The sequence below is a fragment of the Rhizobium ecuadorense genome (assembly GCF_001187535.1).
Classification (GTDB): Bacteria; Pseudomonadota; Alphaproteobacteria; order Rhizobiales; family Rhizobiaceae; genus Rhizobium; species Rhizobium ecuadorense.
Genome location: NZ_LFIO01001733.1, coordinates 38223 through 63920, shown reverse-complemented (window position 1 = coordinate 63920; position 25698 = coordinate 38223). Strand labels below are relative to the sequence as shown.

The window sequence follows — 25698 nt, the reverse complement described above, 5'->3', positions numbered from 1 at the left end:
CCCGATGACCGATATCCTGAAGAAGATCGAACTTTACAAGCGCGAGGAGATCGCCGCCGCCAAGGCTGCGGTGCCGCTTGCCGACCTGAAGGCGATGCAGGCCGGCCAGTCCGCGCCTCGCGGTTTTTACAACGCGCTCACGGCCAAGCGTAACGCCGGCCATTTCGGTCTGATCGCCGAAATCAAGAAGGCAAGCCCGTCCAAGGGGCTGATCCGCCCGGATTTCGATCCGCCGGCGCTGGCAAAGGCCTATGAAGCCGGTGGCGCGGCATGCCTTTCCGTGCTGACCGACACGCCGAGCTTTCAGGGCGCGCCGGAATTTTTGACGGCGGCGCGGGCCGCCTGCGCGCTGCCCGCTTTGCGCAAGGATTTCATGTTCGAGACCTACCAGGTGCATGAGGCGCGCGCCTGGGGAGCTGACTGCATTCTGCTCATCATGGCGTCGCTGAGCGACGATGATGCGGAGCGGCTGCAGGACGAAGCTTTCTCGCTCGGCATGGACGTGCTGGTCGAGGTCCACGACGCCGAGGAGATGGAGCGGGCGCTAAAACTGTCCTCGCCTCTCATCGGCATCAACAACCGCAATCTGCGCACCTTCGAGGTCAGCCTGACAGTCAGCGAGACGCTTGCTTCAATGGTTCCGGCAGACAGGCTCCTCATCGGCGAAAGCGGCATCTTCACCCATGCCGATTGCAAGCGCCTGCAGGTCGTCGATATCAGCACCTTCCTTGTCGGCGAAAGCCTGATGCGAAAGGATGACGTGACGGCCGCCACCCACGCGCTGCTCTTCGGCGAAACCGCCATCGCGGCCGAATGATATGAGCGGCGGAAAGCCCGGCCTCACCCATATCGATGCCTCAGGCGAGGCGCATATGGTCGATGTTTCCGACAAGGCCGAGACGGTGCGCATCGCCACGGCCGAGGGCCATGTGAAGATGGCGGCGGAAACGCTGGCGCTGATCCGCCAAGGCAATGCCAAGAAGGGCGATGTGATCGGCACCGCCCGCCTTGCCGGCATCATGGCGGCCAAACGCACCGCCGATCTCATCCCGCTCTGCCATCCGCTGATGCTGACCAAGGTCACGTTAGAGATCGAGGAAGACGCCGCCCTGCCCGGCCTGCGGGTCACGGCAACCGCAAAGCTGACCGGCAAGACCGGTGTCGAGATGGAGGCGCTGACCGCCGTCTCGGTCGCCTGCCTTACGATCTACGACATGGCCAAGGCCGCCGACAAGGCAATGGAGATCGGCGGCATCCGGCTGCTGGAAAAATCCGGTGGCAAATCAGGCGATTTCCGTCATCCGGAGGCGAGATGAACCTTCTCCCGGTCACCGAGGCCCTGAGCCGACTGCTCTCCCGCGCAAGGCCAGTCGCGGTATCGGAAACGTTGCCGCTCGCCGAGGTTGAAGGCCGCGTGCTGGCCGTCGATCTCAAGGCCGGGATAACCCAACCGCCCTTCGATGCCTCGGCCATGGATGGTTATGCGCTGCGCCGTGACGATGCGCCGGAGCCGGGCGCCGTACTGAAGGTCATCGGCACATCTTCAGCCGGCCATGCCTTTGAAGCAAGCGTCGGCAAGGGCGAGGCCGTCCGCATCTTCACCGGCGCACCGGTTCCGTCAGGCGCCGACAGCGTCCTGCTACAGGAGGATGCCGAGAAGATCGAAGGCGGCATCCGCACCAATTTCCCGGTTCGGCTGGGCCAGCATGTGCGTCCCCGCGGCCAGGATTTTGCCGAAGGCGAAACCGTGCTGTCGGCCGGCAGCGTGCTGGATTTCTCGCGGCTGACGGTTGCTGCCGGCATGAACCGGCCCGATGTCGAGGTCCTCAAACGCCCGCTGATCGCCATCCTCGCAACCGGCGACGAACTGCTGCCGCCCGGAAGCACGCCCGGCCCTTCGCAGATCATCGCATCCAATACGTTCGGTATCGCAGCCCTTGCCCACAAAGCCGGCGCCGACGTGCTCGATCTCGGCATCGTGCCTGATGATAAGACCAGGATCACGGCGGCGATCGACGCGGCGCGAGACGCCAAGGCCGACGTCATCGTCACACTCGGCGGCGCTTCGGTCGGCGACCATGACCTGGTGCAGGCAACGCTGATCGAGGCCGGCATGCAGCTGGACTTCTGGCGTATCGCCATGCGCCCCGGCAAACCGCTGATGGTCGGCAGCTTCGGCGAGACCCATGTGCTCGGCCTGCCCGGCAATCCGGTCTCGAGCTTGGTCTGCGCCCTGTTGTTCCTGGAGCCGCTGATCCGTAAACTCGCTTCCCTGCCGCCGGTGCAGCGCGAGGCAATGGTGGAGGCAGCCGTGACGCTACGCGCCAACGACCACCGCCAGGACTATATCAGGTCGAAACTCTCGAAATCCGCCGCCGGAAACTGGCTGGCCGAACCCTTCGGCAAACAGGATTCCTCGATGATGAAGATCTTCGCGCAAGCCGATTGCCTCATCATTCGCCCGCCGCATGCGCCGGAGCTACCGGCCGGAGCGCCCTGCCCGGTCATGCTGTTGCGGCCGGATCTTCTGGTATAGCTCAGGCTGTCACCTGTTTCAGGAAAGGGAAAAAACGCCCGCCTGCACCACCCCGTCGCTGACCCCTGCGCCGAAATCCGCAACCGCATGCGTCGCGATTCGCTGAAGTGCGCCCTGCGGCAGGTAGGCGCGATGGGGATCGCCAATCAGCACCTCGATGCCGGAGGCCTGGCAACGCCGCAGGAAAGCCAGCATTCGCAATGCAAGCGCGGAATCGTAAAACAGGTCGCCGACAACGAGGAGATCAGTCGCCTCCGGCGGCGGTGCCTCGATGATATCGGCGGCGACGGCTAGGATGTTCACGCCGTTCACTGCGGCGTTGAGGCCGATTGCCGTGATTGCGTTGGCATCGACATCGACCGCCGTGACCGCGGTAGCTCCGGCCTTGGCCGCCGCAATGGCGACGAGCCCGGAGCCGGCGCCGAGATCGACGACGCGGCGGCCGGCGACCACTTCCGGCCGGTCGAGCAGGTGACGGGCAAGCACGGCGCCACCGGCCCAGGGATAGGCCCAGTAGGGCGCTGGATCGGCTTCTCCGCGGCCGGCAAGCCGCCAGAGCCCGCTCGCAGGGCCCGCCGTATGAAGAAGGATTTCGGGAATGGTGGGAACGGGTGAAATCGGCAGATGGACCTGGATGAAGGCGGCCGGATCGGGACGCGGCGGTCCGGAACGTTTCATCGTCGTCATGCTCCCTGTCCCCGCTATAAAATCCAACGATTCAATAGATCTTCATGGCGAGATGCGGCATGCCGGTGTCGAGACATTCCGCTTGCCGGCCAACAGTCAGATAAAGCCCGCCGCCTGAACCGGCGAAGGGCTGTGGCGAAATCAGCCGGGCTTCTTCTTCGAAAACTTGTTCTTCGGCCCGGCGCCGCCCTTGCCCTCGTATTTCGGGCGTTCGGATTTGGCGCCTTCGGATTTCCCGCCTTCGAATTTTGGCTTGTCGTATTTTGGCTTGTCGAACTTCGGCTTATCTGATCTCGGACCATCGAAGCCGGGCTTGCCCGGTTTCTTACTCCAGGGCTTGCTATCCTGCTTTTGCGGGCCGCTATTGTCGGCCGCAGCATATCCGCCGCCCGCACCCTTGCCGAACTTGTTCTTCGGGCGTTCGTCGCGGAACGTGTCGCCCGACCGTTCGTCACGCGACGACTTGCCGGCGTAGGGCTTCGGCGACGGCGCCCTGCTGAAATCCGGCGTGCCGGAAAGCCTGGTCACGCGAATGCCGCGTTCGAGCGCCTTGTTCGGCCCGATCGCCGCCAGGAAGCTTTCGGCACTCGCTGCCGCGATCTCCACAAAGGTTTCCTCGGGCTGCATCTTGATCGCGCCGATCTCGCGCTTGGTCACGTTGCCGTTGCGGCAGAGCATCGGGATCAGCCAGCGCGGCTCGGCATTCTGCTTTCGCCCAACCGAGACGGAGAACCAGACACTGGCGCCGAAATCCTCGCGCGGTCCCTTCTGCGCCGGCTCGTAGGGCTCGGCATTATCCCGGCGCTTGCGGCTGCCCCCGTCCTGCACGGTGACCTCGATCAGATCCTCCGGCGCCGAATGATTGGTGCGGTAAAGACGCAGGAAAGCGGCGGCGAGCTTTTCGGCACCGTGGCTGGAAAGCAGCTGCTGCACCAGCCCCTGTTCTTCCTCTTGCGGCGCGTCGCTGAAGATCGGATCGGCGAGCAGCCGCTCGTCGTCGCGCTCATTTACCTCTTCGGCGGACGGCGGCCGTGCCCAGGCGGCCGAAATACCGGCATTCTCGAGCAGGCGCTCGGCCTTGCGCCGCGCATTCAGCGGCACGATCATGGCGCTGATACCCTTGCGCCCGGCCCGGCCGGTGCGGCCGCTGCGGTGCAGCAGCGTTTCCGGATTGGTCGGCAGGTCGGCATGGATGACGAGATCGAGGCCCGGCAGGTCGATGCCGCGGGCAGCAACGTCGGTCGCAATACAGACGCGGGCGCGCCCGTCGCGCATCGCCTGAAGTGCATGGCTGCGTTCGTTCTGCGTCAGCTCGCCGGAAAGCGCCACGACGGCAAAATTGCGGTTGTTGAAACGCGACGTGAGATGATTGACAGCAGCGCGCGTCGAACAGAAGACGATGGCGTTGGTCGCCTCGTAATAGCGCAGCACGTTGATGATCGCGTTCTCGCGGTCGCTCGGGGCGACCATCAGCGCGCGATATTCGATGTCGATATGCTGCTTTTCCTCGGCCGCGGTGCTGATGCGCACGGCGTTGCGCTGGTAGCTCTTGGCAAGCTTGGCGATCGCGGCCGGCACCGTTGCCGAAAACATCAGCGTCCGGCGCTCGTCCGGCGCCGAATCGAGAATGAATTCCAGGTCTTCGCGGAAGCCGAGATCGAGCATCTCGTCGGCTTCGTCGAGCACGGCGGCCTTCAGTTCCGACATGTCGAGCGCCCTGCGGCGGATATGGTCGCAGAGGCGGCCGGGCGTGCCGACGACGATATGGGCGCCGCGTTCGAGCGAACGGCGTTCGCTGCGGATGTCCATGCCGCCGACGCAGCTGGCGATCACCGCGCCGGTCATCTCATAGAGCCATTCGAGCTCACGCTTCACCTGCAGGGCAAGTTCGCGCGTCGGGGCGATGACAAGCGCAAGCGGCGCGCCGGCATTGCCGAAGCGCTCCCCGCCCTCGAGCAGCGTCGGCGCCAGCGCCAGGCCGAAGGCGACGGTCTTGCCGGAGCCGGTCTGGGCCGAAACCAGCGCGTCGGAGGCGGCGAGATCAGGATCGAGCATCGCCTTCTGGACCGGGGTGAGTTCGGCGTAACCGCGCTTCTGCAACGCCTTGGCGATCGCCGGAACGACGCCGTTGAATTCTGTCATGGGTTTCGATCTTTCGGAGCTGTCAGGCGCGAAATGCGCCATGGCCGGAGCCAGCCGGCGGGGTATTTGCGCCGTTCCTAGCCGCTCCCGCGGCGATTGTCAAAGCGTGCGGCTGCGCCACAGCCAGGCGTCGATATGGCTTGCCCGGCCGCGCAGCGTCGTTTCCAACGGCCCCTCCATCCGGCCGGCCTGCAGCAGCGCGCTGTCGGGGCCTGCGGCGCGGACGATTTCGGCACTCAGCGCCAGCTCGACGCCATTGTGGGCGGCCACCTCCATCAGCCGGCTGCCGACATTGATGGTGTCGCCCGCCGCTGTGATCTGCTGCCGGTCGCCGGTCCCAAGACGCGAGGCGACGATCGGCCCGCAATGGGCGCCGACCTTGAAGCCGATCTTCTTCTCGGCAAAGCCCGCATGCGCCTGAAGCCAGCCTCGGGTGCGCTCGCACAGGCTGACGGCGCAGGCTGCCGCCCGGGCGGCATCATCATCGGCTGGCTCCGGCAGTCCGAACAGGATCATCGCCCCGTCGCCCATGAAGCTGGTGATGGCGCCGCCGTGCGCGCGCGCCTCCTCGTCGATCAGTTCGAAGAAACCGCTCAGCACCTCGCTGACCTTGACCGGTCCGAGCTTTTCACTGAGGCCGGTGAAACCCGAGAGATCGATGAAGATGACAGCGGCGTTCTGGCGCACCGGCCGGGCGAGGAAATTCGGATCGCGCGCCAGCCACTCGCCGAGGCCGGGCGCCTCGATGCGCTGCAGCAGCGCGCTCTGCTCGGCGAAATGGCGGGCGCGGCCGCGATCGAGCCAGAGTTCGGCCGCACCGAAGATCAGCGCCGGCGGCAGCGCTGCGGCGATCGGCAGCGCCGCGCTCAGCCAGTAGCCATGCGCGAAGGCCGACAGATTGAGCACTGCCCAGACGATCAGCGTCAGTACGATGATGAGATAGCCCGCGGCACTCCGCCGCCAGGCGATGAACGCAACGAGCACAAGCGGCAGCCCGACGGCGGTGCCGGCGTCGATCAGGCGTATCCTGTGGTCGCGCACCATGCCGTCGCCGCTGACGAGATGCGTGATCGCCGTCGACATCACCTCGACACCAGGCATGACGGGGTCGAACGGCGTCGGGAAGACGTCGCCGCCGCCGGTGACCGTCGAACCGATGACGACGATGCGGCCGGCAACGGCATCGCCAGAAAGCTTGCCATCCAGCGCATCAGTAGCGCTTGATGTGGCGATGCTGCCATGCCCGCCATAGAAGGTCACCGGCAGGCGCTGGCCGATATCGGTGGGAATGCGCAGTTTTCCGAGCATGATGGCGCCAGGTTCGATGCTGGGATCGACGCCGAGCGCCACCGAAGCGGCGCGCAGCGGAAAGGCCGGATCCAGCCGATCCGCGCCGCGCGAAATCAGCGGGATGAAGCGCGGCGTGCCGGTCTGGTCGGTTGCGACATTGACGATGCCGACCGCGGCCGCCTCGGTAAAGCGAGGAAGCGGCAACAGAAGCTGGTTTGCCTCGGGGATAGCGGCAAGCGGATCGTTCGCCCCATCGGCGACCTCCTGGCTGCTCCTGGCAAAGGTGGCCGCGGCGGCGATCACGCTCGGCCCTTGGGCAAGGGCGGCAGCCAGCGCCGCGTCGCTCTCCTCCGGCCCCGGATCGACGAGCAGAATGTCGAGCGCCAGCGCCTTCGGCTTCAAGGCAGTGATTGCGCCGACGAGGCGCGCAAGCGTGGCCCGATCAAGAGGATAGCCGTGGGTGGCGGCGGTGCGGTCGTCGATTGCAACGATCGAGACGACAGGCGGCGGCGTCTTTGCCCCGATGACGACGCTGCGGATATCGGCAAGCGACGCCTCCATCCGATCGAGAAGACCGCTTCCGCCATTGAGATTGGCATGACCCAGCGCCGCCCCCCAAAGACCGGCGAGCAGCAGCGCAATCACCGTCTGCAGGCGATGGTTCATGGATTTATTGGCCGAGGCGAGCAAGCAGGGCGGCGGCGCGCGGCGCCGGCCAGCGACGCACGACGAGCGATTCGGTCCCGCCGCTGACGTCGACGCCCTCGCCCGGCGACAGCACAACCTGCTCGCCAGCAGGCCGGCGGACCGCGACGCTGCCCCTGACGACCAGCACCGAGGTCTTGCCGGCCGCGACGTCGACTGCCCATTGCGTGCCGCGCACCGCAGCGATCGCCTGCGGCGTCACCACCTGGAAACCGCCGGCGTGCTGGCTGCTGTCGACATCGACGAGGATCGCCTTGCGCCGCAGCGACGCCGAATCGGGGCTGCCGTCACGGTTGCGGTCGGTAAGGCTGAAGGATGCGCCGGCCTCGGCCTTAATCTTTACCCCGCCGGGACACGTGAACACCTGGCGGGCGCTGGCGTCACGCGCGATTGTGCAGCCGGCAGATTGCGCAAAGGCCGCCCCATTCGGAATGAGGCCGACAGCGAGTGCGGCGGCAAGCAGGCTGCGAAAGGTCATATTCATGGAAAGCCCCCATGACCGTGCGGACAGCGTTTTCGAAAGCGCCCGCCAACCGTCTTCTTCCATGTCGGGCATGATAGCCGAAATCGGGTATTTCCCTAGGCAAAAAAAGCAAACCGGTGCGCTCGTTAAGCGCTGCCGCTCACTTCGGGCGCCGGTCCGGCATAACGCGCCCGCGGCCGGATCAATTCGCCGCTGTCGATCTGCTCCATCGCATGCGCCAGCCAGCCGGCGGAACGGGCAAGCGAGAACATGATGATCGGCGCCTCCCGCGGCAGATCGAACGCGGCGGCCATTGCGGCAAGCGCGAAATCGACATTGACCCTGTCGCCGACCATCTCCTCGCCGATTTCCCTGAGTTCGGCAAACGGCTGTGGCAGGGGAAAATGCGAAAGCAGTGTGAGAGCCCTGATATCACCGTCGGGATAGAGCGGATGGCCGAAGGCCGACAGGCGATGGCCCTGGGCAAGCGTACGGCGGATCGCCTGCTCGGCGCCAAGGCTGGCCGCGGCCTCGATCAAGGTATCGACGCCCTGCCAGGCGGCGCCATGCAGCGGCCCGGTCAGCGTCGCCAGACCGGACAGCACGGCGGCCGAAAGGGTAGCACCCGCCGATGCCGTGACCCGTGCCGCAAAGGTCGAGGCGTTGAGTTCGTGATCGGCAAGCAGCACCAGCGCCCGGCGCAGGCAATCGGCAGCATCCGGCCGCTGCCAGCTTTCCGCAAGCCGCAGATGCAGAGGCCAATCCGAAGGCCCCGGCGCCAGTGCATCGGCGACCGTGGAGAGCACCCCGCTTGCTTCCCTGCGAAGGGCTGCCTGCGAGCGGCCGAGCGACGGCAGATCCGATGTCACCCGCCCAGCCAGCGCCAGGAATGCGGCCTGAAGCGATGGAGCCGCATGCCCTGTTGCGGTGACGGAGGCGAATGCTTCCGCACCGTTCCAGAGCAATACCGCTGTCTGCTCCAGCGTCGCCGCCTCGGCGAAATCGGCCGCGTTTCGTCCGCGGTAGAAAAGCCGTCCATTGATGATGGTGGAGATCGCCGAGGACAGCACCGGGTCGCCCCAGCGGATCGTCTCGGCGGCAACCGTTTCAGCCTTGCGCCGGCCGGCATGGCGTTCGGCCAGCCGCTGCACATCGGTCGCCTGGTAGAGGCTGCGGCGCGGGTCGGCGGGATCGGGTTTGGCGCGAATGCGCCCGCGGCTGACATTAGCATAGAGCGTCTGCGGCTTGGTCTTCAGCGCCTGCAGCGCTTCCTCGGCGGTCAGCCACGGCATCGGAGCCTCATATTGATCAATTGCATCAAGATTGACGTCAATGAGACTAGGTCGGATCATCGCAGTGGTAAAGGAGAACCAACATGAAAAATGGCTTGGAAGACGTCATTGCCGCCGAAACGCAGCTCTCGGATGTCGATGGCGAAGCGGGGCGGCTGATCATCCGCGGCGTCTCGCTGGACCATCTGGTCGCAGACTGCAGCTATGAAGGTGTCGCCGCATTGCTGCTCGACGGGCTGATGGAGCGGAGCTTCGATCAAGCGCAATTGCGCGAATGGCTGGCGAAAGCACGAGCCGGGATTTTCCACCATGTCGGGACCGCCGATACCTCCCTGCTGGCGCTGCCGCCGGTCGATGCGATGCGGGCGCTGATCGCCCGGCTGCCCGATGGCGAGGATTTTGATACCGCGCTGAGCCTTCTCGCGGCGCCTGCGGTCTTCCTGCCGGCGGTTCTGCGCCTGCAGCGCGGAGAAAAACCGATCACGCCCGACGCGGCGCTGTCGCAGGCGGCCGATGTCCTGCGCATGCTGACCGGACAATTACCGACCAGGGAGCAGACGGCGGCGCTCGATACCTATCTCGTGACGATCTCCGACCACGGCCTCAATGCCTCGACTTTCGCATCGCGCGTCATCGCCTCGACACAGGCCGGCCTGACCTCCTCGGTGCTGGCGGCGCTGAGCGCGCTGAAGGGACCGCTGCATGGCGGGGCGCCCGGGCCGGTGCTCGACATGCTGGACGCGATCGGAACCGCTGAGAATGCCGAGCCATGGATTGGCGAAGCGCTTGATCGCGGCGAAAGGCTGATGGGCTTCGGCCACCGCATCTACCGCGTCCGCGATCCGCGCGCCGATGCGCTGAAAGGCGCGCTGAAGCCGCTGATTGCGTCAGGACAGGTCGACAGCGCCCGCGGCGCGCTGGCTGAAGCCGTGGAAGCTGCCGCCTTGGCGATCCTGAAGGCGCGCAAGCCGAACCGGCCGCTCGACGTCAATGTCGAATTTTATACCGCGCTGCTGCTGGAAACGCTCGGCTTCCCGCGTGAGACCTTCACCGGCGTCTTCGCGATCGGCCGCACCGTCGGTTGGCTGGCGCATGCCCGCGAACAGGCGCTCGACGGTCGGCTGATTCGCCCACGCTCGGTCTATATCGGCCCGCTGCCGGCCGCGGCCTGAAGACTGAAATGGGCGGCGGGGCATGTCCCTGCCGCCCGGAGGTTGCTGCATGTCATCAGTACCGATGCCGACCAACAGCCGGCACCTCTTTGAATTCTGAATGCCGCATACACGGCCATCACTCTCAGCTCTCCGGCCGCACGATGCAGCGAAATCCAAGATGCGAGATAGAGGTGTCGATGGCCTGCGCCATCCGTGCTGCGGGCCGGTAACGTCGGCAGTAGTTAGGCGCGCAAAGATGCGAACCGCCCTTGGTGACCTTGCGCGGAATCCTCATGTTCGGTTGGAGTTGGTCGTAGCTCCCCTCGCGCTCGCCACCGCGCGGGTTGGCTGCGGTGCAGCAAGGACTCTCGATCCGGCCGTGATCCTGATACCAGTCGGTCGTCCATTGCCAGACATTGCCTGCCATATCGTACAGTCCATAGCCGTTGGCCGGGAACGAGCCGACCGGCGCGGTATATTCGAAGCCGTCCGCCGAGGTGTTCCGGTACGGGAAGTCTCCTTGCCAGATATTGGCCATGTGATTGCCTCCTGGAGTCAACTCGTCGCCCCAGACGTATTCGGCGCCGTCAAGACCGCCCCGAGCGGCAAACTCCCATTCCGCTTCGCTCGGCAGCTCCTTGCCTGCCCATTTGGCATAGGCCACGACATCGTCGTAGGCCACGTGCACGACGGGGTGGTCGCCAAGCTTCCTGATGGAACTCGCCGAACCACGTGGATGGCGCCAGTTGGCGCCGCGGACATAGACCCACCAGTTGTAGTGGTCGTGCATATCGACGGGTGCTGAAGGCTTCTTGAACATGATCGAAGAAGGCGCCAGCATCTCTGGCTTGGCGCCCGGATAGTTCGCTGGGTCGGCCGGTTTCTCAGCGAGCGTCACGTAGCCTGTCGCCGAAACGAAGCGCCCGAAGTCAAGGTTGGTGACGGTGAAGCGATCCATCCAGAAGCCGTCGACTCGCACCCGGTGCGCCGGGGCCTCCTCCGGATAGGCCCTATCCGAGCCCATCAGAAACTCTCCGCCAGGAATCCAGACCATGCCGGGAAACGGCGGTGTGCCGAGCGGTCGAGGAGCTGCCGTTGGGTTCGAGACCTGCGTTTCGGTTCTCGTTACGCTACTCATTGCTCAGCTCTTGCGACCTGCCGGCAGCGGGCCGGATTCGCCCGTTTTCGAAGAAGCAACTCGTTGGATTGATGATCGCTTCATTTTTCAAAACCGAATACCTTTTTCCAATCCTTCTTCATATCGACGACCGTCCAGCCATTGGCCGCGGCCTGGTCCAGCCCTTCGTCAAGCCTACCAATGCTTGACTGGCGATCATAGGCCCATTCACGCTCGCCGTCGGTGTGGTGAACATAAAGACAGAAGCGGAGGCCGGACCCTGTGCACGTCCATTGCAGCATCTGCAAGTCGCCGTCCGAGTTTCCGAAGGCAGCAATCGGTCGACGACCGATATGCCGCTGGATGCCGACAGGCTTGCCAGCCTTGTCATCGACAAAATCGACCCCCGGCTCCTTCATCAGCACCGGTCTGCCATCGCGGGTCTCGAATTTGGTCTTGCCGGCGCTGCCGACAACTTGCTCAGGCGGGACTCCATACGTGTCCTCCGCAAAGGCGCGGACGAATTCGATACCGCCGCCCGTGACGATGAAGGTCTTGAAGCCACTCGATCGCAGGAACGCGAGCAGTTCCAGCATCGGCTGATAGGTCATTTCGGTATATTGACGCTGGGTTTTCGGGTGCCGCGCTCTAGCAAGCCAATCCTTTACGATGCTGTTGAACTCTTCCGTGGTCATATCTGAATGCGTTGCCGCAACCAATTCGACAATCGCATGCTCGCCACCTGCGAGGGCACTCTTGACATCCCCTTTCAGAAGGGAGGCAAAGGGCTCCTTGTCTTTCCATTCCGGATGCTGCGGTGCGAGCGCCTTTGCGCGGTCAATGGCGAACAAAACCTGGAAATAGAGCGGCTGTTCAGCCCAAAGGGTGCCGTCATTGTCGAACACCGCGATGCGCTCCTCCGGCACGACATAGTCTGGCCCACCTTCTGCCGTTACCCCTGCAACGAAATCGAGGATCGCCTGCTTCGACGCGCCGTCGTTCCATGATGGCAGCAGATCAGTCTGCGCCGCTGCCGGAGATGCCAAGGCCGCAAAGCTGACCCAGATTGGGATCAGAAGCGCAAAAATGCGGAGGAACGATTCCATTGGACCTCTCCATGTTAAGAAGAGACGACCGGCTCAACTGGTTGGGCTATCGACCCGCCGCCGCTTACGAATCCAGGAAGCTGCGCTAGTTACCACCCCCCGCCGCTGCGCCCTGCATATTTTCCATCACCTGGTCGATCGAGAAACTTCCGGGCTTCTGCCTGGGTGGGAACTCCTTGAACGTTTCCAAGAACTTGGCGACATAGGCTTGCGCCGGCACCACTACAAACAGGTGCTCCACACGCCAGCGTTCATAATCCATGCCCTCATGGTCGGCCGTCTCGAATGGATCGGAGCGAAGATTGAAGAGCTTGGGAAGGCGCAGCGGCACAAAAGGCTCTTGCCAGACATTGAGGCCCTCTTCGCGTTGTTCGGCGAAGACGATCTTCCACTGCTGATAACGAAGGCCAACAAGCGAACCATCGTCGACGAAATAGATGAATTCCTTGCGCGGGTCCTCTCCTTTCCCGGAGAGGTAGTCGGTAATGTTGTAGCCGTCGAGGTGCACTTTGAAGGTCTTGGCACCGGCCGTGTGACCCTTGAGGAGCTTCTCCTTGATCTCCGGTTCGCCGGCCGCGGCCAGGAGAGTGGGTATCCAATCTTCATGCGCCACGATGTCATTATAGACAGTCCCGGGCTGGATCACCCCCGGCCAGCGAACCATGGCCGGAACCCGGTAGCCGCCCTCCCAATTGGTGTTCTTTTCCCCGCGGAACGGTGATTGGCCACCATCCGGCCATGTAAACTTCTCGGCGCCGTTGTCGGTCGAATACATGACGATCGTGTTTTCCGACAGGCCGAGATCATCAAGCGCCTTGAGCATCTCACCAACCTGGGCGTCGTGCTCGACCATCCCGTCCGGATATATCCCAAGGCCGGTCTTGCCCTGGCTCTCGGCCTTGAGCCGCGTCCAGATATGCATCCGGGTCGAGTTCCACCACAGGAAGAACGGCTTGTCCTGTTCCTTGGCGCGCTTCAGGAAACCAATCGCGGCATCGGTGACCTCCTGGTCGATCGTCTCCATGCGCTTCCTGGTGAGCGGGCCGGTATTCTCGATGCGGCCGTCCGCATAGGAATGGAGGACTCCCCGTGGGCCGAATTTTTCCCGGAAGGCCGGGTCTTTGGGATAGTCCGGATTCTCAGGTTCGTCCTCCGCATTGAGGTGGTAGAGAGAGCCGAAGAACTCGTCAAAGCCGTGGGCGGTCGGGAGATGTTCATCGAGGTCGCCGAGATGGTTCTTGCCGAACTGTCCGGTCATGTAGCCGAGCGGCTTGAGCAGATCCGCGAGTGACGGATCTTCCGCCTGCATTCCCTCCTTGGCCCCCGGCAGGCCGACCTTCAACAATCCCGTGCGGTATGGCGACTGACCGGTGATGAACGCCGCCCTTCCCGCGGTGCAGCTCTGTTGACCATAATAATCGGTGAAGAGCCCACCCTCGTTCGCGACCCTGTCGATATTCGGCGTCTTGTAGCCCATCATACCCTGGTTGTAGGCGCTGATGTTCCAATAGCCGATGTCGTCACCCCACAGGATCAGGATGTTCGGCGGTCTGGTTGCGGTCTGGGCCTTTGCCGGCGTACTCAGACTGCTCAGCACACTCGAAGATAGTGCTGAAGCGCCAAGCAGCGAGACACCGCTCAGCAACAGATCGCGACGCCTCAACCCCGGTTGAGTTTGATGTTTCCGTCCTGTGATATCTGCTGGAACTTCCTTGCTCATGGCGCGCTCCTCCTTCGACGCGTTGAAATTCGTCGACGTGCGCCGGACGCGTCCAACGCAGCTACGTTCGATGCACACCTTGCCCGCCGCTTACCCGCCGGAGCTACTCAGGGAGTGCAATGCTCGGCCCTAAAACGCAAAAATTGCGTGAATTAATTGCCTGGCAATTGGGAACTCGGTCATAGAGGCAAGCGCACAGGTCTAGGAAACATCTGTATGAAGCCAGGCTGCTGGGCGATTCAGACGAGGATTGTGAGCACTGCGCCAAGCGATCGATACATCGCCTCCGGGAGCGGAAAACGCCCTATCTTCGAGACCGGCCCAGTCCAACAAAAGCAGTAGGTCGTCACGTCTGGGGGGTCGACAACCATTCGCGCGCGAAGCATTGTTCCCGAAGCCGCAATGTTGCGCTACTCTGCGGGTGCAGAATTTAGCCCAAAACTGCAGGGCCGAAATTTGCTGTTGTGAGAGGCTGTGCTATGCCCCACGCTCGGAAAGATCCGTTGCGCCGATTTTCGGCTGTCCGAACCCGCGACATTGGTGAGCTTCGCCAGCGTCTGTCGGGTATGTTCTCGGTCCGGTCACTCGATATAGGCCGCGTAGCGCAGCAGGATTTCGAGGGACACCTCAATCACTGCGAGCTGCACGATGTCGGGCTGAGCTTTGCTCGATACGGTTCTTCGATTGAGGCATCCCTTTCGCATGGGGATTTTTATCTTCAAGGCTTTCCACTTCGAGGGGATGGCAGTTTTGTCGTCGACGGCTCAGAGACGACCGTCTCCCGCCGTCGTGGTTTGGTAACAGGGGTGGGCGCCGAGGTGCGACTTAGGTACTCACCGGACTTCGAGCATTTGATCGTGAGGATCAAGCCGCAAGCATTGATCAGGAAGCTCAGCGCGTTAATCGGCCGCCCTGTCGATCCACCGTTGACGATGGTGACCGACATAGCACCGGATTCCCAGGCTTCTGCCGCCCAGTTCCGCCTGCTGGAGTTTGTGATCGGAGAGCTCGACCGCGAAGACGCTTCGCTTCCGCCGCTCGTCCTGGCCGAACTTGAGCAAGCGCTCCTCGTCGCCTTCCTTTGCAGCAACCACCATAATTATAGTCACCTACTCAACAAGCAGCCCCTCGCATCGGCGCCGTGGCAAGTGCGCAGGGTGGAGGAATATATCCGGCAGAACTGGGATCAGCCGCTGACCATCGAGGCTCTGGCTCTGGTTGCAAACGCAAGCGTTCGCAGTCTCTTTTATGCTTTCAAGAAGGGTCGCGGTGTCTCTCCGATGACTTTCGTCAAGCAGGTTCGCATGCGTAACGCCAAGGCGATGCTGGCGAGCCCGAGTTCAACAACGAGTGTAACGTCGGTCGCCTACGCCTGCGGGTTTAGCAATCTCGGGCACTTCGCCAGATACTATTACAGCACTTTCGGCGAGCACCCATCCGATACGCTCAGGAAGGCGTTCCGCGACTCCGGCCCCCATTAGGCGCGACCAGCTTCGGTGGCTTGGAACGACACTGTCGCACAGATGACCACACTCACCGGGAAAGTTTCGGGGATCCGTGTGCAAGGAGGCAGTGGATTCAATGGACCGTCATTTCGCCGGAAAAACTTTGTCTTCGGCATCGCAGACAGTGGCCCAGATGATCCGTGGGGCTATGCCGGCAAAATAGAGCACCACAGGTACTTGCCCAGATCGCGCTTGAAATCGCGCGATCTGGATCGTCATTGCGGTTAGACGAGGCGGCTCTGTTCCGTTGCCGCTTCGATGAAGCTGGCAAACAGCGGATGCGGGTCGAGCGGCCGGCTCTTCAGTTCCGGGTGATACTGCACACCGATGAACCACGGATGATCGGGATATTCGATCGTCTCCGGCAGCACGCCATCCGGCGACATGCCGGAGAAGACGAGGCCGCAGCTCTCGAGTCGGTCCTTATAGTCGACATTGACCTCGTAGCGGTGGCGGTGACGCTCGGAAATATCGGTGGAACCGTAGATATCCGAGATCTTCGTGCCCTTCTTCAGCGCTGCCTTATAGGCGCCGAGACGCATCGTGCCGCCGAGATCGCCGGCTGCCGTGCGCTTCTGCAGCTCGTTGCCCTTGACCCATTCGGTCATCAGGCCGACCACCGGCTCCTTGGTCGGGCCGAATTCGGTCGAGGAAGCGCCGGACACGTCGGCGAGATTGCGCGCCGCCTCGATGACCGCCATCTGCATGCCGAAGCAGATGCCGAAATACGGCACCTTGCGTTCGCGGGCGAAGCGGGCGGCGTGGATCTTGCCTTCCGAACCGCGTTCGCCGAAGCCGCCGGGCACGAGGATGCCGTGGACCTTTTCCAGATAGGGCGCCGGATCTTCCTTTTCGAAGACCTCGGACTCGATCCATTCGAGCTTGACCTTGACGCGATTGGCGATGCCGCCGTGATGCAGCGCCTCGATCAGCGATTTATAGGCATCCTTGAGGCCGGTATATTTGCCGACGATCGCGATCGTCACCTCGCCCTCAGGCGTGCGGATGCGGTTGCAGACCTCTTCCCAGGGGTCGAGACGCGGCTTCGGCGCCGGCTCGATGCCGAAGGCTGCGAGCACCTCGTCATCCAGGCCTTCCTTGTGGTAGGCGATCGGCACATCGTAGATGTTGGCGACGTCGAGCGCCTGAATGACGGCCGACGGGCGCACGTTGCAGAACAGCGACAGCTTGCGGCGCTCGGCTTCCGGAATTTCGCGGTCGGCGCGCACCAACAGGATATCGGGATGAATGCCGAGCGCCTGCAGTTCCTTGACCGAATGCTGGGTCGGCTTGGTCTTGAGTTCGCCGGCTGCCGGAATATAGGGCATCAGCGTCAGGTGGACGTAGACGGCCGTGCCGCGCGGCAGGTCGTTGCCGAGCTGGCGGATCGCCTCCATGAACGGCATCGCCTCGATGTCGCCGACCGTGCCGCCGATCTCGCAGATGACGAAGTCGTAATCGTCATTGCCCTCGATGACGAAATCCTTGATCTCGTTGGTGACGTGCGGGATGACCTGCACCGTCGCGCCGAGATAGTCGCCGCGCCGTTCCTTGTCGATGATGTTCTTGTAGATGCGGCCGGTGGTGATGTTGTCGGTCTTGGTCGCCGAACGCCCCGTGAAGCGTTCGTAGTGGCCGAGATCGAGATCGGTTTCCGCGCCGTCGTCGGTGACGAAGACCTCGCCGTGCTGGGTCGGGCTCATCGTGCCCGGGTCCACGTTCAGATAGGGGTCGAGCTTGCGAAGCCGCACCCGATATCCACGGGCCTGCAGCAACGCTCCGAGAGCCGCGGCCGCAATTCCTTTTCCGAGGGAGGAAACCACGCCGCCAGTGATGAATACGTATCGCGCCATGGGATTCACCGGATACCTTTTCAAAAACGATTCCACCAGCCCCAAAAATTCTTTTCCGGAATTTTCGAAGCGTGGCGAAGGAATCTGAACAAAAGAAAACCGGCAGACCCGAGGGCCTGCCGGCGGTTTATGTCGAAGACCGGTTTACTGTCCCGTCGGGACGCCGGCGGGCTGAGCCGGTGCCGGCGCGGCCGGAGTTGCGGGCGCTGCCGGGGCAGTCGCTGAAGGTTCGGTGGCAGCCGGAGCCTGAGCCGCCGGAGCGGTCGTTGCCGGAACCGCACTGGCCGGAGCAGTCGCTGCCGGAGCTTGAGCGGCGGGAGCCTGCGGTGCGGGCGTCGCAGCGCCGCTGCTCGGAACGCCGTTGCCGGCAGGCTGGCTGGCCGGAGCCTGCGCGCCGCCGCCGAGCGAATCGAGAATGCCGTTGCCCTGGCCGCCCGTTGCCGGAATGCGGTCGAGAATATCGCTCGGACGGCCTTCGTAACGGGTCAGAATGCCGAGGCCGAGCGAGGTGATGAAGAACAGGGTCGCAAGGATCGCGGTCGTGCGCGTCAGCGCATTGGCCGTGCCGCGCGCCGACATGAAGCCGGAACCGCCGCCAATGCCGAGGCCGCCGCCTTCAGAGCGCTGGATGAGCACGACGCCGACAAGGGCGAGCACGATCATGAGATGAATGACAATCAATACGGTCTGCATGGGTCCAGTCCTGCCCGCCTGGAGACGGACAAAGTTAAGAATTCTGGCGGCTCTTTACATGAGGCTTTCATCTATTCCAAGCCCTTCGGCCCGGAATAAGCCCCGGGATAAACGAATAACCCGGGAATAAAAACAATGCCTCAGGCGAGCAGCGCCTCATAGGCACGGTAGATGGCGAGGAAGTCGGTCGCTTTCAAGCTCGCCCCACCGATCAGCGCGCCGTCGACATTGGCGATGCCCATCAGCTCGCCGGCATTGGCCGGTTTGACCGAGCCGCCATAGAGAAGACGCATCTTGCGGCCTTCACCGCCGAAGCGGGCCACGAGTTCGGCACGCATGAAGGCATGCGCCTTTTCGACATCGCCCGCCGTCGGCGTCACTCCGGTGCCGATCGCCCAGATCGGCTCATAGGCGATCACGGTGTTCTCGGCGGTGGCGGCGTCCGGAACCGAGGCGGAAAGCTGACGCTTGATGACGTCGAGCGCCTGGCCTGTGCGGCGCTCATCGGCCGTTTCGCCGATGCAGATGATCGCCGTCAGCCCGGCGGCGAAGGCAGCCTCCGCCTTGGCGCGGACCAGGTGATCCGTTTCGGCATGGTCGGTGCGCCGCTCGGAGTGGCCGACGATGACATAAGTGCCGAAACAATCGGCAATCATCTCGGCCGAGATGTCGCCGGTATGCGCACCCGACGGGTTCTGATGGCAATCCTGAGCGCCGATCGCCAGCGGGCTGTCGGTGCAGAGCGCCGTTGCCACGTAGAGCAGCGTCGCCGGCGGGCAGATCAGCGCTTCGACCTTGTCGGCAAGCGGCGAGGAAACGCCCTCGGCGATCGCCTTGATCTGATCCAGGGAGGCACGCATGCCATTCATTTTCCAGTTTCCCGCCACAAGCGGGCGCACGTCAGGTGTCATGCCAGCCTTCCAAATTCTGCGTAGGCCTTGGGCCATATCAAAAGCGCGCGGTAAAGAAAAGCATCATGCCCTTGACGTAAGGGGAATCTCGGCGATCCCGCCTATATTTCTCCGAAATTCAACTGCTAGCCGGCAAGAATCCAATTCAAGACCCGGCGCCAGTCGATCATCCGGATCGGCGTCCCGTGATTGCCGGTCTGAAATAACGTGAAGTGCGTCGGATATTTGGCCTTGTGCAGGCTTTCGAACAGCGCCTGCTGTGTGCTGGCGGCATAGACCGGGTCGCGGCTGCCATGGGCGAACCAGAGCGGCAGCTTCGCTTTGTAGAAGGCGCTCCTGGTGAAATCGGGATCGGTGACGCCGCTCATGACAAGCATGCCCTTCAGCCGCTTGACGCTGCCTTCGTCGCGGGCAATGCCCCAGCAGACCTGGCTGCCCATCGAGGCGCAGGACAGGATGATCGGCCGGCCGGGCGATTGGGCGCTGGCATAGCGGATCAGGCCGGCGATTGCCGCAACGCCGTTGCTGTCGAAACTCCTGACCGTCGGCGAATAATAGACGCCGCCATTGCCGGCGACGAGGTTCTTCAGCCGGTTGAAATTGCCGCCGAAGCTGTAGTCGTTGGCGCCCAGCCGGCGGTCACCGTCGCGGCCATGGATGAAAATCACCGTGAAGGCGGCATTCTGGACCTGTCCCACCCTGGTGACATCGAGCCTGACGCCGTCGAGAGACAGGGTCTCGTCGACTTGGGCCTGGCGGATGCCGAGCGCCACATATTTCTGCTGCACCCGCTTTTGCGGGATCTGGTCGCGGCCGTTGATATCGCGCATCTCGTCATAGTCGATGACCTCGAAGGCGCCGTCATCGCCCGTCTGCAAGATGGCCTGCTGCGAAAACAGATCGTCCTTGAACGGCGGCAGCGCGTCGCCCGCCCTCGCCGGCCCGACAGCCAACAAAAGAGCCGCGGACAGGAAAAAGGCCGCAATTGCAGTGATGATGGTGCAATGACTTGTGGACATTCGCATTCGGATGGTTCCTGAAGCCTGCCGCCGCTTGCCATTCCGCGCCCGGCAACGCAAATCATGTGTGAAAAGCCGCCAAAACTGGCGGTGTCGCGTATAGAGGTGCTTTCTGGCAAAATCTGCCTGATTCGCAAACGTGACATGAAATGCGGTGATTTTGGGTCGGCGGCGGATGCAAGCCCCAAGCCTGACCCAAGACAGGATGAAGATCTGAACGGCTCCATGGACGATAGCAACGACCTCTTTTCCGGAATGCCCCTCTCTGAAAAACGCGAGGAGGCGCAGAAGCCTGCGGCCGAACGGCCAGCGGTGACGGCTGCGCCCGCCGCTGCCCCGCCTGCTGCTGGAGCCCCCTCTGCTGGAGCCTCTGCGCGCCCGGCACCCGCCGCGTCAAACGCCGATGAATACGGCGCCTCGTCGATCCGCGTCCTCGAAGGCCTCGAGCCGGTGCGCATGCGCCCGGGCATGTATATCGGCGGCACCGATGAAAAGGCGCTGCATCACCTCTTTGCTGAAGTCATCGACAACGCGATGGACGAAGCGGTCGCCGGACACGCCAATTTCATCGAGGTCTATCTTGACCTCGAGGGTTACCTCACCGTCTCCGACAATGGCCGCGGCATCCCGGTCGAGAACCATCCGCAGGTGCCGGGCAAGTCGACGCTCGAAGTCATCATGACCAAGCTGCATGCCGGCGGAAAATTCGACGGCAAGGCCTATGAGACCTCGGGCGGCCTGCACGGCGTCGGCGTCTCGGTCGTCAACGCGCTCTCCGACGACCTCGAAGTTGAGGTGGCGCGCAACCGCAAGCTCTACCGCCAGCGCTTCTCCCGCGGCTTGCCGCAAGGCGGCCTGGAAGAATTGGGCGACGTCCACAATCGCCGCGGTACCCGCGTGCGCTTCCACCCCGACCCCCAGATCTTCGGGGATCACATGAAGTTCGACGCCGCCCGGGTGTTCCGGATGGCGCGCTCGAAGGCCTATCTGTTCGGCGGTGTCGAAATCCGCTGGAGCTGCGAGCCGGGCGTCTTGCCCGAAGGTTCAGAGGTGCCTGACAAGGCGGTCTTCCATTTCCCCGGCGGCCTGAAGGATTACCTGCAGGCGACGATGGGCAAGGAGTTCACCGTCACCCGCGAGATCTTCGCCGGCAAGACCGAGAAAACCAGCGGCCACGGCTCGATGGAATGGGCGATCACCTGGTACGGCGGCGATCCGCAGGTGCATTCCTATTGCAACACCATCCCGACTCCTGAAGGCGGCACGCATGAGGCCGGCCTGCGCATCGCGCTGACCAAGGGCCTGAAGGCCTATGCCGAGCTGACGCAGAACAAGCGCGCCGCGCAGATCACCACCGATGACGTGATGATCTCGGCCGTCGGCATGCTGTCGGTCTTCATCCGCGAGCCGGAATTCGTCGGCCAGACCAAGGACAAGCTTGCGACCGTCGAGGCCCAGCGCATCGTCGAGAACGCGCTGCGCGATCCCTTCGACCATTACCTTGCCGATAACCCGAATGAGTCGGCCAAGCTGCTCGACTGGGTGATCGAGCGCGCCGAGGAGCGCCTGCGCCGCCGCAAGGAAAAGGAAGTCAACCGCAAGACCGCGGTGCGCAAGCTGCGCCTGCCCGGCAAGCTTGCCGATTGTTCGCAGAACACCGCCGAAGGCGCCGAACTCTTCATCGTCGAGGGCGATTCGGCAGGCGGTTCGGCCAAGCAGGCGCGCAACCGCGCCAATCAGGCGATCCTGCCGCTGCGCGGCAAGATCCTCAACGTCGCCAGCGCCGGCCGCGAAAAACTCGGCGCCAATCAGCAGCTCGCCGATCTCATCCAGGCGCTCGGCTGCGGCACCCGCTCGAAATACCGCGACGAAGACCTGCGCTACGAACGCATCATCGTCATGACCGATGCCGACGTCGACGGCGCCCATATCGCCTCGCTGCTGATCACCTTCTTCTATCAGGAGATGCCGGAGCTGGTGCGCGGCGGCCACCTCTTCCTCGCCGTGCCGCCGCTCTACAAGATCACCCAAGGGGCCAAATCCGCCTATGCCCGCGACGACAATCATCGCGCCGAGCTCATGCAGACGGAGTTCAAGGGCAAGGCCAAGGTCGAGATCAGCCGCTTCAAAGGTCTCGGCGAGATGATGCCCGCCCAGCTCAAGGAAACCACGATGGATCCGTCCAAACGCACCCTGCTGAAGGTGCTGATCGACGAGGTGGATTTCGAGGGCACCCGCAGCGCCGTCGACGACCTGATGGGCACCAAGCCGGAAGCCCGCTTCCGCTTCATCCAGGAACGCGCGGCCTTCGCTGAAAACCTCGATATTTAAGACATATACGGCGCCGAACTGGAATAGATACCGTTCGGCGCGACGCGCTTTAGCATTTCAGATTTCACGGAACTGACGAAGAACGGTAACGACTCCGTCAAACAACCGGCGCATGAAGCGGTCGGCGTGCGGCCTTCTCCTGAGAAGAGCGGCTGCGCCGGTTCGAACCGTTTTTCAACCCATTGCCGGATTTTGCCATGACCAAGCGTTTTCTCGCGGCTGCCGCTTTCGTTTTCCTGTCCAGCACCGTCACCGCCAGCGCCACAGATATTGGGGCCAGCTTCGAAACGGCCTGCCCCTTCGGCGATTGCGCCGCCGGCATTTCGCTCTCCTATCTCGGTGAATTTGTCATCCCCACCGGCCATATGGAAAACGACGTCGAATTCGGCGGCATTTCCGGCCTCGATTTTGATGCCGCCACCGGCCACTATCTCGCCATCAGCGACGACCGCTCGGAAAGGGCACCTGCCCGCTTCTATGAACTCGATGTGGATGTCGATGACTCGGGCCTCAAGGGCGTCTCCATCGTCAAGCAGACTACGCTGAAGGATAAGAACGGCGAGCCCTTCGCCGCGAGAACCGTCGATCCGGAATCGATCCGCCTCGGCAAGGACGGCATCTATTGGGGCAGCGAAGGCGACGGCAAGGCGCTGCTGCCGCCCTTCATCCGCGTCACGGCTGCGGACGGCTCCTTCCTGCGCGAATTCAAGCTGCCGGAAGGCTTTACTCCCACAGCCGACAAGTCGACCGGCATTCGCGACAACCTCGCCTTTGAGGATCTGGCCGTGGCACCCTCGGGCGATGTCTTCGTCGGCGTCGAAGCCGCCCTCTATCAGGACGGCCCCAACCCCTCGCTGACTAAGGGCAGCCTGTCGCGCATCATCCGTTATGACGGTGCAACCGGCCAACCGAAGGCTCAGTACGTCTATCCGGTTTCACCGATCCCGCAGGCCGCCGCCAAACCCGACGGCGGCAACGATAACGGCATGTCGGAATTGCTCGCACTTGACGATCACCGCCTGCTCGCCGTCGAGCGCAGCTATGCCCAGGGCTACGGCAACACCATCAAGATCATGATGATGGATCTGGCCGGTGCCACTGACGTATCCGCCATCGCTTCGCTCGCCAAAACCGACCAGCGCGTCGTCCCCGCCCGCAAGAGCCAGGTCCTTGATTTGAGAGCAATCGGGCTCGTCCCCGACAATATCGAGGCGATGTCGCTGGGCAAAGCCAAGGACGGCACCGACGTGCTCATTCTCGGTTCCGACAACAATTTCTCGACCGCCCAGAAGACGCAATTCTACGCCTTCAAGCTTCTCAAGCGTCCGCAGCAGTAAGACGCGCGGTCTGACGGCCGAATAGCGACGCTTTGTATACGCTTTCGGGGTGCGGACCTTGAAACAGCCGGGTCGATGGCCCATAACCAGAGGACAAGAAAAAGAAGAGGCGCGTGTGGGTGTGTTCGACCGTCAGAAAAGCAATCATGAACCGCGATGGCTCGGCTCGTCGGCGCCGACACGCACACCGCTGATTCCCTCCATCTCGGCGGCCCGCTGGCTGCTGGTTCTGATCGTCGCGGCCGGCGTCTACTTCTTCTACGGTTTCCTCGTGCCGGTGCTGGCAGCGCTGGTCATCGGCTTCGCCAGCTGGCCGCTCTACCGTAAGCTTCTTGCCCGCGTCGGCGGCAATACGACGGTTGCCGCGACCATCGCCATCATCATGATCGTCACCTTCCTGGTCATCCCGATCGGGCTTGCGGTCACTTATACGACAGGTGAAGTGCGCACCTGGGTTGCCTGGGCAATCCACGCCAACCGCGCCGGAGCCCCGACACCGGCCTGGATCGTCGCGCTGCCTTGGGCCGGCGCCTATCTCGATGAAGTCTGGACCAAATATATCGGCAGCCCCGGCGCCCTGGGCGAGGTCATCCAGGCGGTCAGCGGCGCCAATATCGGCAATATCTACCGTGCCGTGCTTGCGGCCGGCGGCGGCGCCTTCCACCTCCTGCTGACGCTGCTCTTCATGCTGATCGCGCTGTTCTTCGTCTATCGCGACGGTTTTTCCTTCTCCAAGCAGATCGACATGCTCGGCGAGCGCATACTGCCGAACCGCTGGGAGCGTATTTCCCGCGTCGTGCCGGCGACGATCAGCTCCACCGTCATGGGCATGACGCTGATTGCGATCGGCGAAGGCATCGTGCTCGGGCTTGCCTATTGGATTGCCGGCGTGCCGTCACCGGTAACCCTCGGCGTGCTGACGGGCGTGATGGCGCTAATCCCGGGCGGCGCGCCGCTCTCCTTCACGCTGGTCTCGATCTATCTGCTGGCCAGCGGCTCGCATGTCGCCGGTATCGGTCTCTTCGTCTGGGGTACGGTCGAACTCTTCATCGTCGACAAAACTCTGCGGCCGAAGCTCGTCGGCGGTCCGATCAAGCTGCCTTTCCTGCCGACTTTCTTCGGGCTTGTCGGCGGCGTCAAGACAATGGGCTTCCTCGGCCTCTTCATCGGCCCGGTGCTGATGGCGTTGATCGTCGCCATCTGGCGCGAATGGATCCACGAGGCCCGCAGCGCCGATAAGGGCGAAACGGGACCGCAGGTTCTCATCGACGAGCAAGCCCCACCGGCAATCCCCCGTATTGCCGAAGGCTGAAAAGGCCCTATTGCCGAAGGCTGAACCGGCCTTTGCAGACCGTCATCCCAGCCGCTTTTCCATGAACAGGCTGAGCGGGTCCGGCAGATAGCTGCCGAAAGGCTCGATGTCCCGGTAACCGTATTTGCGGTAGAGCGCGATCGCCTCGGGCTGGTAGATGCCGGTTTCGAGCCGGATTGCCGACAGCTGCTTCTCCCCAGCGATCGCTTCGATCGCATGCATCAGGCCGCTGGCAATCCTCAGGCCCCTCGCCTCGGGATCGACGAACATGCGCTTGATTTCGGCGGTGCCGTCGCCAGCCTCGACGAGCGCGCAGCAGCCGACGATCGCATCGCCGTTGCGCGCGACCAGGAAGCTCACTGACGGCTTTTCCAGCAAGGAAAGGTCGACCAGATGGTTGCTCTCTGGGGGATAGAGCGACTGCGCATAGGCATCGGAAAGATCGAGAAGGCGGATGACGCCGTCCTGACGCGGCGGCTCCAGGGCGATGGTGACGGACATGCTGCTTCTTTCTGCCGGGCAGGC

The 25698-nt window shown here is 63.2% G+C and carries 21 protein-coding genes; 8 read left to right on the top strand and 13 right to left on the bottom strand.

Annotation, left to right across the window (positions count from 1 at the left end):
• The first annotated feature begins 4 nt into the window (after positions 1 to 4).
• The 3 genes from trpC to AF337_RS33515 are packed head-to-tail and all read left to right on the top strand — an operon-like array spanning position 5 to position 2536.
• Entirely contained in the window at positions 5 to 817 is an 813-nt protein-coding gene (gene trpC / locus AF337_RS33525) for an indole-3-glycerol phosphate synthase TrpC (protein ID WP_049735427.1), read from the top strand.
• A gap of 1 nt (position 818) precedes the next feature.
• The gene (gene moaC / locus AF337_RS33520; protein WP_049735426.1) at positions 819 to 1316 is read left to right on the top strand and encodes a cyclic pyranopterin monophosphate synthase MoaC; all 498 of its coding nucleotides are present in this window, start codon (positions 819 to 821) and stop codon (positions 1314 to 1316) included.
• The gene (locus tag AF337_RS33515; RefSeq protein WP_049735425.1) at positions 1313 to 2536 is read left to right on the top strand and encodes a molybdopterin molybdotransferase MoeA; all 1224 of its coding nucleotides are present in this window, start codon (positions 1313 to 1315) and stop codon (positions 2534 to 2536) included. Before moaC ends, AF337_RS33515 begins: the two co-directional genes overlap by 4 nt.
• A gap of 18 nt (positions 2537 to 2554) precedes the next feature.
• On the opposite strand, the gene AF337_RS33510 is transcribed toward AF337_RS33515, so the two are convergent.
• The 5 genes from AF337_RS33510 to AF337_RS33490 form a co-directional block, all read right to left on the bottom strand.
• Positions 2555 to 3214: a class I SAM-dependent methyltransferase gene (locus AF337_RS33510; RefSeq protein WP_049735424.1), complete on the bottom strand. Its 660-nt coding sequence runs from the start codon at positions 3212 to 3214 to the stop codon at positions 2555 to 2557.
• A gap of 150 nt (positions 3215 to 3364) precedes the next feature.
• Positions 3365 to 5365 (bottom strand): DEAD/DEAH box helicase, encoded by a 2001-nt coding sequence (locus AF337_RS33505; RefSeq protein WP_049735619.1) that lies wholly within the window; start codon positions 5363 to 5365, stop codon positions 3365 to 3367.
• 99 nt (positions 5366 to 5464) lie between these two features.
• Entirely contained in the window at positions 5465 to 7321 is a 1857-nt protein-coding gene (locus AF337_RS33500) for a CHASE2 domain-containing protein (protein ID WP_049735423.1), read from the bottom strand.
• 4 nt (positions 7322 to 7325) lie between these two features.
• Complete coding sequence (locus tag AF337_RS33495; RefSeq protein WP_049735618.1) at positions 7326 to 7844, bottom strand: FecR domain-containing protein; 519 nt, start codon at positions 7842 to 7844, stop codon at positions 7326 to 7328.
• 125 nt (positions 7845 to 7969) lie between these two features.
• Positions 7970 to 9115: a citrate synthase gene (locus tag AF337_RS33490; RefSeq protein ID WP_049735422.1), complete on the bottom strand. Its 1146-nt coding sequence runs from the start codon at positions 9113 to 9115 to the stop codon at positions 7970 to 7972.
• A gap of 83 nt (positions 9116 to 9198) precedes the next feature.
• Between AF337_RS33490 and AF337_RS33485 the strand changes: the two genes are divergently transcribed.
• Entirely contained in the window at positions 9199 to 10287 is a 1089-nt protein-coding gene (locus tag AF337_RS33485) for a citrate synthase/methylcitrate synthase (RefSeq protein ID WP_049735421.1), read from the top strand.
• A 124-nt stretch (positions 10288 to 10411) separates the two neighbouring features.
• Here AF337_RS33485 and AF337_RS33480 read toward each other — a convergent pair whose 3' ends face one another.
• The 3 genes from AF337_RS33480 to AF337_RS33470 all read right to left on the bottom strand — a co-directional run bounded on the left by AF337_RS33480 (position 10412) and on the right by AF337_RS33470 (position 14212).
• The gene (locus tag AF337_RS33480; RefSeq protein ID WP_049735420.1) at positions 10412 to 11323 is read right to left on the bottom strand and encodes a formylglycine-generating enzyme family protein; all 912 of its coding nucleotides are present in this window, start codon (positions 11321 to 11323) and stop codon (positions 10412 to 10414) included.
• A gap of 164 nt (positions 11324 to 11487) precedes the next feature.
• A complete protein-coding gene (locus tag AF337_RS33475) occupies positions 11488 to 12492 on the bottom strand; it encodes an HAD family hydrolase (protein ID WP_049735419.1) in 1005 nt (334 codons plus the stop codon).
• An 85-nt stretch (positions 12493 to 12577) separates the two neighbouring features.
• The gene (locus tag AF337_RS33470) at positions 12578 to 14212 is read right to left on the bottom strand and encodes an arylsulfatase (protein ID WP_082336899.1); all 1635 of its coding nucleotides are present in this window, start codon (positions 14210 to 14212) and stop codon (positions 12578 to 12580) included.
• Positions 14213 to 14715: 503 nt separating this feature from the next.
• On the opposite strand from AF337_RS33470, the gene AF337_RS33465 reads away from it, so the two are divergent.
• Positions 14716 to 15693 (top strand): AraC family transcriptional regulator, encoded by a 978-nt coding sequence (locus tag AF337_RS33465; RefSeq protein ID WP_160320413.1) that lies wholly within the window; start codon positions 14716 to 14718, stop codon positions 15691 to 15693.
• A 248-nt stretch (positions 15694 to 15941) separates the two neighbouring features.
• Here the strand turns inward: AF337_RS33465 and AF337_RS33460 are convergent, their stop codons facing one another.
• The 4 genes from AF337_RS33460 to AF337_RS33445 form a co-directional block, all read right to left on the bottom strand.
• On the bottom strand, positions 15942 to 17570 hold the full coding sequence (locus tag AF337_RS33460; RefSeq protein ID WP_012557733.1) for a CTP synthase: 1629 nt from the start codon (positions 17568 to 17570) through the stop codon (positions 15942 to 15944).
• Positions 17571 to 17714: 144 nt separating this feature from the next.
• Positions 17715 to 18263 (bottom strand): preprotein translocase subunit SecG, encoded by a 549-nt coding sequence (gene secG, locus AF337_RS33455; protein WP_049735416.1) that lies wholly within the window; start codon positions 18261 to 18263, stop codon positions 17715 to 17717.
• 140 nt (positions 18264 to 18403) lie between these two features.
• Positions 18404 to 19174, bottom strand: a complete 771-nt coding sequence (tpiA, locus tag AF337_RS33450; protein ID WP_049735415.1) for a triose-phosphate isomerase — start codon at positions 19172 to 19174, stop codon at positions 18404 to 18406.
• Between the two features lie 125 nt (positions 19175 to 19299).
• Positions 19300 to 20199, bottom strand: coding sequence for a phospholipase (locus AF337_RS33445; protein WP_049735414.1), 900 nt, complete (start codon positions 20197 to 20199; stop codon positions 19300 to 19302).
• 219 nt (positions 20200 to 20418) lie between these two features.
• On the opposite strand from AF337_RS33445, the gene parE reads away from it, so the two are divergent.
• The 3 genes from parE to AF337_RS33430 all read left to right on the top strand — a co-directional run bounded on the left by parE (position 20419) and on the right by AF337_RS33430 (position 25173).
• The gene (gene parE, locus AF337_RS33440; protein ID WP_049735413.1) at positions 20419 to 22524 is read left to right on the top strand and encodes a DNA topoisomerase IV subunit B; all 2106 of its coding nucleotides are present in this window, start codon (positions 20419 to 20421) and stop codon (positions 22522 to 22524) included.
• 197 nt (positions 22525 to 22721) lie between these two features.
• The gene (locus AF337_RS33435) at positions 22722 to 23861 is read left to right on the top strand and encodes an esterase-like activity of phytase family protein (RefSeq protein WP_049735412.1); all 1140 of its coding nucleotides are present in this window, start codon (positions 22722 to 22724) and stop codon (positions 23859 to 23861) included.
• A 115-nt stretch (positions 23862 to 23976) separates the two neighbouring features.
• Positions 23977 to 25173, top strand: a complete 1197-nt coding sequence (locus tag AF337_RS33430) for an AI-2E family transporter (RefSeq protein ID WP_049735411.1) — start codon at positions 23977 to 23979, stop codon at positions 25171 to 25173.
• Between the two features lie 42 nt (positions 25174 to 25215).
• Here the strand turns inward: AF337_RS33430 and AF337_RS33425 are convergent, their stop codons facing one another.
• Positions 25216 to 25674: a GNAT family N-acetyltransferase gene (locus tag AF337_RS33425; RefSeq protein WP_049735410.1), complete on the bottom strand. Its 459-nt coding sequence runs from the start codon at positions 25672 to 25674 to the stop codon at positions 25216 to 25218.
• Between the last annotated feature and the right edge of the window lie 24 nt (positions 25675 to 25698).